The organism is Pseudomonas sp. (genome assembly GCF_050739655.1).
Lineage (GTDB): Bacteria > Pseudomonadota > Gammaproteobacteria > Pseudomonadales > Pseudomonadaceae > Aquipseudomonas.
Genome location: NZ_JBOIBY010000268.1, coordinates 1 through 7,519, shown reverse-complemented (window position 1 = coordinate 7,519; position 7,519 = coordinate 1). Strand labels below are relative to the sequence as shown.

Genomic DNA, 7,519 nt, shown 5'->3' with positions numbered 1-7,519 from the left:
GCGATCTTTTGATCTTGTCTTTTAAAAAGCAAAATCAAAAGATCGCAGCCTGCGGCAGCTCCTACTTTGATCGTGTACATTTCGCAGACACCGCCATTTCCTCGAGACAGGACGCTCCTCTTTGTCTGCCCCCGAATCCGTTTTCAATGTCCCTTACCGTGCCTTCCTGTTCGACATGGATGGCACCATCCTCACCTCGATTGCCGCCGCCGAACGGGTCTGGGCCACGTGGGCCTTGCGTCATGGCGTCGATGTCGAGACATTCCTGCCGACCATCCATGGTGCTCGCGCCATCGACACCATCAAGCGCCTGGCGTTGCCTGGGGTCGATGCCGAAGCGGAAGCGGCGTGGATCACCGAAGCGGAAATCGAGGATGTGGAAGGGGTTGAAGAGGTGGCCGGCGCGGCCGCTTTTCTCAGATCGCTGCCAGCTCATCAATGGGCGATCGTCACTTCCGCACCCAGGACGCTGGCGTTGCGTCGTATGGCGGCCGCGGGGATTGCTGAACCGGGAGTGATGGTCACCGCCGAAGACGTCAGCGTCGGCAAACCCGACCCGGCGGGTTATCGATTGGCGGCCCGCAGACTGGGCGTCGAGATTACCGATTGCCTGGTGTTCGAGGATGCCACGGTAGGCATACTCGCGGCGCAGGCGGCGGGGGCGGACTTGCTGATTGTGACGGCGGCCCATGAGCAACCGATGGAGACAGCGCATGCGACGCTGGCCACTTATGATTTGGTTGCGGTCCAGGTGGATGTCAACAAACTGATGCGTTTGCAGCATTCTTGAGCAACACAGCTACCCCTGTGGGAGCGTGGCTTTCCCGCGAAGGCGTCAGGTCAGACACCATCAATGTTTGTTGTGCGGTCCCTTTGTGTGGAATGCGTCGCTTCTAAAGTTGATGGTGGTGTTGGCATTTTTTTTGATCGATGCAGAACCCTGTGGGAGCGTGGCTTGCCCGCGAAGGCGTCAGGTCAATCGACATTGATGTTGGGTATGCCGGCCTCTTCGCGGGCACGCTAGCTCCCACAGGCTCTGTGTTTTTCAGTAGATCTTGGGAATCAGCCGCCAACTGCGCGCGCAGTACGCTTCATATTCGCGACCAAACTGCGCCCGCAACAATCCTTCCTCCGAACGAATCCGCGCAATCAACGGAATCAGCATCAGCGCCGCCAGCAGCAGCCCGACTCCCGAACGAAACGCCAATGCCCAGCCAATGCCGATCACCAGCATCCCCAGATAGCTTGGGTTGCGCAGGTGGCGGTAGATCCCGTCGGTGACCAGTTGGTGTCCCGGCTGGATTGCCACCAGTCCGCTGAAGCGCTTGCCCAACACGAACACCGGCCACAGCCGCAGTGCGCCGCCGATGATGAACAGTAACGCCCCGAGCCATCGAGTACCTTCGCCACCGAAGGTCCAAAAGTCGATGCGGTCGGTATAGGCCGGCAAGAAACCACTCAACAATCCCAGTACACCGAGGGCCGGGATCACCCAGCGATTGGCGAGGTCTTCACGCTCGCCGGAACTCAAATTGACCTCGGTGAACAATGAAGCGATGGCCATGACCAACGTCGCCAATGCCACAACCACCAGCGCCCCGTGGGAGAAAAAAGCGCCGAACCCACCCAGCCCCCAAATGGCCAGGCCAATGTAGGCGAGGGTGCTGACGATGGCAAAAAAAGCCAGTTTGGGAGACAGTTTCATGAGCAACTCCATACCTACAGTGTAGGAGCTGCCGAAGGCTGCGATCTTTTGATCTTGTTTTAAACAGCATGATCAGTTCGAAACACCCGATCTCGCACCCCGCCGAATCACCTGCGGCGGTTGGCCGAATGCCCGCAGGAACGCCTCACGCATGCGACGGCGGTCGCTGAAGCCGGTTTCCAGGGCGATCTGATCCAGGGTCAATCGCCCGCGCTCGAGCATTTGCCGCGCAGCTTCCAGGCGCAGGTTTTCGATGGCCTTGGCGGGGGACTGGCCGGTTTCGGCGCGAAACGCCCGGCTGAACTGGCGGGGACTGAGGCGTGCCACTTCGGCCAGTTGTTCCACCGACAGCGTCTGGGCGAGGTGCTCCCGGGCGAAGCTTAAAACCATCTGGATGCGATCGGATTTCGGCTCCAGTTCCAGCAGCGCCGAATGTTGCGACTGGCCGCCCGCGCGGCGGTGGTACATCACCAGTTTTTGCGCCACCGAACGGGCCAGTTCCGCGCCGTGGTCCTTTTCGACCATGGCAAGCGCAAGGTCTATGCCGGCGGTCATGCCGGCGGAGGTCCAGATCGAGCCATCGATCACGTAGATCCGGTCAGCCTCGACGTTGATCCCCGGAAAGCGTTCCTGCAGTTGCCGCGCGTAAGCCCAGTGGGTCGTCGCTCGCCGTCCCTCAAGCAAACCTGCCTGGGCCATGACAAAAGCCCCGGAGCAAATCGACGCGGTACGTCGGGAGGTTTTGGCGCTGGCACGCAGGTAATCGAGCACCGCGTCGGGCGCCTGTTCGAGGATGGCATCGCCGCCCACCACGATCACCGTATCGAACACCCGCTCATCGAAGGCCTCGGTGCCGACACTCAACCCGCCAGAGGCACGTAGTGAGCGGCCATCTTCAGACAGCACACGCACGTCATACAGCGCCTCACCGGCGCTGAAGTTGGCGTACTCGAACACCGGCATCGCCGCCAGCGCCATGGACTGGAACCCATCGAAAACCACAAACGCCACGGAAATCATCGATACGTCCTCAAAGGGTCGTGTCCGAAAAGCGTACTTTAAACGTCATTTGAGACGGCGACGAGTGCCTTTATAACGGATCACAAGCGGCGAATGTCTCGCCAAACCGTGAAGGAAATTGATTATGGCGCTCTCATCCAAAGGTACTGCACTGATCACCGGTGCTTCGTCGGGCATTGGCGCAGTGTATGCCGACCGTCTGGCCCGCCAGGGTTACGACTTGATCCTGGTCGCTCGTAGCCAGACCAAACTCAATGCCCTGGCCAGGCATTTGAGCGACCAGACCGGTCGCACCGTGGAAGTGGTCGCCGCCGACCTGAAGGACAAAGCCGACAGCCGGCGCGTGGAAGACATCCTGCGCACCGACGCCAGCATCACCCTGCTGGTCAACAATGCCGGCGTCGGCGCGGTCATGCCGTTGCTCGGCAGCCCGGTGGATGACATGGAAGACATGATCAGCCTCAACGTCACCGCGCTGATGCGTCTGGCCTATGCCGTGGTGCCGGGGTTTGTTGCACGCGGCACCGGCACCGTGATCAACATTTCCTCGATCGTCGCCATCGCCCCGGAAATTCTCAATGGCGTTTATGGCGCGACCAAGGCGTTCGTCCTTGGCTTGAGCCAATCGATGCATCGGGAATTGGCGGACAAAGGCATCCGTGTCCAGGCCGTGCTGCCGGGTGCAACCGCCACTGACTTCTGGAGCGAGGCGGGCAATCCGGTGGAGAACCTGCCGCAGGAAATCGTCATGAGTGCCCAGGACATGGTCGATGCCGCACTGGTGGGGCTGGCAAACGGCGAGGTGGTGACGATTCCGGGCCTGCACGATGGTACGCAGTGGGACCGTCATGAAGCCCAGCGTCAGGTGCTTAGCGGGTTGTTCGGCAACTGCGCCCCAGCCGCGCGTTATCGCTGAAACGGTAGTCGCGTCGCGGTGTGGGCTAAGCTTTAACAAGCACCTTTCCCATACGCCCGTTGAAATGCTCGACGGGCCTTCGGGGTTTAACAGGAGCACAAAATGCTTCACATCAGAACGCCCCTGATTCTGCATCCAGACCTGTCGACCGCGACCCGTCGCATCTGGCTCAAACTGGAAAACCTGCAACCGAGCGGATCATTCAAGCTGCGCGGCATAGGGCTGTTGTGCAGTCAGGCGGCAGCGCAGGGTAAACGCAACGTCATCTGTCCCTCCGGCGGTAATGCCGGGTTTGCAACCGCCGTGGCCGCCGCGGGCCTGGGGCTCAAGGCCTGTATCGTGGTTCCGCATACGACCCCTGAGTCAACCCGTGCAAAGATCCGCAAAACCGGTGCCGAGGTCATTGTCCATGGCAAGGTCTGGGACGAGGCCAATCTGCGGGCCAGGGAGATGGCGCAAGGGGCCGACACCGAGTACGTGCCGGCTTTCGACCACCCGGTACTGTGGCAAGGCCACAGCACGATGATCGATGAAATCATCGAGGATTGTCCGCAGGTCGATGTGATAGTGACTTCGGTAGGAGGCGGTGGGTTGTTGGCGGGCATCCTCACCGGATTGATGCGCCACGATCGCCGGGACTGCCGGATCGTCGCCTGTGAAACCGAGGGTGCGGCGTCGTTCGCTGCCGCAGTCAGCGCCGGGCATCCGGTCAAATTCCCGCGGATCGATACGGTCGCAAGATCCCTCGGCGCCGCACTGGTCGCCGCGTGGCCGGTGGAACATATCCTCGAGTTTCCCCACGAATGCGTCGTGCTCGGTGACGAGGAAGCGATCATGGGCGTGGTGCGCTACGCCAGTGACCTGCGCCAGTTGGTCGAGCCTGCTTGCGGTGTCTCGCTGGCAGTGGCGTATCTGGATCACCCGGCCATTGCCGAGGCCCATGATGTGGTGATTGTGGTGTGTGGCGGGGTCAGCATCAGCGCACAACTGGTGGCGGGCTGGGCGCGTTGAGCTACTGGTCGCGTTCGGTTCGCGATGGGACGCGGAGCGTCCCAGGCTGCATTCCCACGCAGAGCGTGGGAACGATCAGAAGCCCCACCGCTAAGTTGACGTGGTTTATCGACCCGCCTGAACGCCTTCCTGGACGAGAATGGCTTGGGCCAGGTCTTCGTCGCTTGCGTTGGCAAGGTCCGGATGATTCTGCCGGAGCTCTTGGAGTACCGATTCCAGATAAACACCACGAATGGCGCCGCCACTGGCCACGAAGCTGGAGGCGTCTTCGCGTGCGGGAATCATGAGTTTGTGATCCTTGAAGGTCGAATACAGCGATGCGGAGACCCCGGCCGAGGTGGCGACATCTTCGGCGTCCACTCCGGCTATCGCTGAGCCAATGGGTAAACACAGTACAAGGGAGCAAGTGATGATCAGACGGCGCATGACGGTGTCCTCAGTCTGAAAGCGTGCAGCAAAAAGGAAATACCTCATATTTTAGGAGGTGCGGCGGTTGCCGAGAGTTCCCCTTGTTTGTGCCAGCTGCTCGAAGTAGTGAGGCTCAGGCCTATAAGCCTGCGTGCATTCACCGCGAAAACCGGTTGCGATAATCCCGTGGCGAAACCCCCAGGTTGCGCTGGAACGTCAGGCGCATGCGCTCCTCATCGCCAAACCCGCATAGCCGGGAAATCTGATCGATGTTGCGTTCGGACTCTTCCAGCAAGCGCCGGGCGGCCTCCACCCGCAGTGCTTCCACGGCCTTGGCCGGGGTGCGTCCGGTCTTGAGTTTGTAAACCCGGGCAAAGTTGCGCGGGCTCATTTGCACTTGTTGGGCGAGCGTCTCGACCGTGAGGTTTTCCCCCTCCAGATTCTGCGTGATCCACAGGTGCAGATCATCGAAGACCGCACCTTCACTGGTTTGCGTTTTCAGCAGTTGACTGAACTGAGCCTGGCCGCCAGGGCGCTTGATGAACACCACCATTTCCCGCGCCGCGTGCAGCGCGACTTCGCGACCGCAGTCTTCTTCAATCAACGCCAGTGCCAGATCGATACCGGCGGTGACGCCCGCCGAGGTCCAGACCGAATCCTGCTTGACGAAGATGGCGTCGTTGTCGACCTCGATCGACGGGTAGCGTTGCTTGAGCATGTCGCACATCAACCAGTGCGTGGCGGCACGTCGGCCTTCCAGAAGTCCGGCCTGCGCCAGCAAGAACGTGCCGCTGCACACCGAGGCGGTGCGTTTGGCCTGGGTCGATGCTTGTGCCAGCCAGGTAATCAGGTCCAGCGAGTCGTTCATCGCTTCAATGATGTTCGGCGAACCGGGCACGATCAGGGTGTCGATGGGGCGATGCGCAAAATCGCTCAATGGCAAGGTGTGCACGGCCATGCCTTCTGCTGTTTGCATCAGGCCCCCGGCCAGGCTTGCCGTATGAATTTCATAGCCTGGCAATTGGCGGGCGTTCATGTATCTGGAAGCGGCCCAGAAAACGGTTTGTGGGCCGGTAAGGTCCAGCAGGCCGACTTGTGGGTAAGCAAGAAATACGATCAGGCGCGGTTGGCCGCAGGCTTGGTTGGCGGGTTTTGACGAGTGGGCGATTTCGTTCATAGGCTTTGTGTTTTAGCGAGTGGGAATAATCTTAATTCGCAAACGATATAAGCGTTATCGCCTCTGATCGGCTGTCCGGATTTCAGGGTTTTATGTCAGTCGACCACGGGTAGTGCCCACTCTACCACCGACGGTTGGCGGTCGACGGTGGTAATTTAAGGGCTTAAAACCAAGAGGAGCATCGTCATGGATTTGGGTATTTCGGGGCGTTGGGCCATTGTCTGCGCCGCGAGCAAGGGCTTGGGCCTGGCCTGTGCGCGGGCGTTGGCGAAGGAGGGCGTGAACCTGGTGATCAACGCCAGGGGCGTTGAGACCTTGCAAGCGGCCGCCGTGGAACTTCGCCAACTTGCACCGGGAATCGAGGTGCGTACCGTCGCCGGCGACATCAGCGAGCCGAGCGTGCGCGCGCAGGTGCTGGCGGCGTGTCCGCAGATCGATATTCTGGTCAACAACGCGGGCGGGCCGCCTCCCGGTGACTTCCGCGACTGGCAGCGCGAGGATTGGCTCAAGGCGCTGGATGCCAACATGCTCACGCCCATCGAGCTGATCAAGGCCTGTGTCGATGGCATGGCCGAGCGCGGTTTCGGGCGCATCGTCAACATCACCTCCGGCGCGGTGAAGGCACCCATCGATGTGCTCGGCCTGTCCAACGGTGCCCGCAGCGGCCTGACCGGTTTTATCGCCGGGCTGGCGCGCCAGTCGCGATTGGCGGGCAACAACGTCACCGTCAACAACCTGCTGCCGGGGCCGTTCGAAACCGAGCGTTTGCACAAAACCCTGAATGCCGCCGCCGAGGCCAGCGGCACCAGCGTCGATAACATCGCCGAGCAACGGCGCAAGCATGTACCGGCGCAGCGCTTTGGCCAGCCTGATGAATTCGGTGCTTATTGCGCGTTTATCTGCGGCGCACAGTCCGGGTTCCTCACCGGGCAAAACCTGTTGCTCGATGGTGGGAGTTATCCGGGGACCTTCTGATTAATCCAGCTCCGCCGATTCCCTGTAGGAGCTGTGTAGGAGCTGTGTAGGAGCTGTCGAGTGCAACGAGGCTGCGATCCTTTCAAAGGCAAGATCAAAAGATCGCAGCCTGCGGCAGCTCCTACCGGGGATCGGATTCGCCTGGCATATCGCCTTCGCGGGCAAGTCGAATCGTCGCACCGCTCGCTCCTACAGAGATCGGCGCAAACACCATTGCCCACTGTAGGAGCGAGGCTTGCCCTAATGCCGGTCAGTTAAGGCATTTGTAGGAGCGAGCTTGCTCGCGAAAAACTTCAGGACGCCGCGT

At 60.6% G+C, this 7,519-nt stretch carries 8 protein-coding genes; 4 read left to right on the top strand and 4 right to left on the bottom strand.

The features are described from left to right. The first annotated feature begins 121 nt into the window (after nt 1-121). Nucleotides 122-790: an HAD-IA family hydrolase gene (locus tag ACRESJ_RS13385; protein WP_431758311.1), complete on the top strand. Its 669-nt coding sequence runs from the start codon at nt 122-124 to the stop codon at nt 788-790. Nucleotides 791-1,045: 255 nt separating this feature from the next. Here the strand turns inward: ACRESJ_RS13385 and ACRESJ_RS13380 are convergent, their stop codons facing one another. Beyond that, a complete protein-coding gene (locus ACRESJ_RS13380) occupies nt 1,046-1,705 on the bottom strand; it encodes a methyltransferase family protein (RefSeq protein ID WP_431758310.1) in 660 nt (219 codons plus the stop codon). 72 nt (nt 1,706-1,777) lie between these two features. Beyond that, complete coding sequence (locus ACRESJ_RS13375; RefSeq protein ID WP_431758309.1) at nt 1,778-2,725, bottom strand: GlxA family transcriptional regulator; 948 nt, start codon at nt 2,723-2,725, stop codon at nt 1,778-1,780. A 124-nt stretch (nt 2,726-2,849) separates the two neighbouring features. Here ACRESJ_RS13375 and ACRESJ_RS13370 point away from each other — a divergent pair, with 124 nt between their 5' ends. Beyond that, complete coding sequence (locus tag ACRESJ_RS13370) at nt 2,850-3,641, top strand: SDR family NAD(P)-dependent oxidoreductase (protein ID WP_431758308.1); 792 nt, start codon at nt 2,850-2,852, stop codon at nt 3,639-3,641. A gap of 102 nt (nt 3,642-3,743) precedes the next feature. Next, nucleotides 3,744-4,652, top strand: coding sequence for a pyridoxal-phosphate dependent enzyme (locus ACRESJ_RS13365; RefSeq protein ID WP_431758307.1), 909 nt, complete (start codon nt 3,744-3,746; stop codon nt 4,650-4,652). Between the two features lie 105 nt (nt 4,653-4,757). On the opposite strand, the gene ACRESJ_RS13360 is transcribed toward ACRESJ_RS13365, so the two are convergent. Further along, a complete protein-coding gene (locus ACRESJ_RS13360) occupies nt 4,758-5,078 on the bottom strand; it encodes a DUF2388 domain-containing protein (RefSeq protein ID WP_431758306.1) in 321 nt (106 codons plus the stop codon). 139 nt (nt 5,079-5,217) lie between these two features. Further along, nucleotides 5,218-6,237 (bottom strand): GlxA family transcriptional regulator, encoded by a 1,020-nt coding sequence (locus ACRESJ_RS13355; protein ID WP_431758305.1) that lies wholly within the window; start codon nt 6,235-6,237, stop codon nt 5,218-5,220. A 186-nt stretch (nt 6,238-6,423) separates the two neighbouring features. Here ACRESJ_RS13355 and ACRESJ_RS13350 point away from each other — a divergent pair, with 186 nt between their 5' ends. Then, on the top strand, nt 6,424-7,212 hold the full coding sequence (locus ACRESJ_RS13350) for an SDR family oxidoreductase (RefSeq protein ID WP_431758304.1): 789 nt from the start codon (nt 6,424-6,426) through the stop codon (nt 7,210-7,212). Nucleotides 7,213-7,519 lie beyond the last annotated feature (307 nt).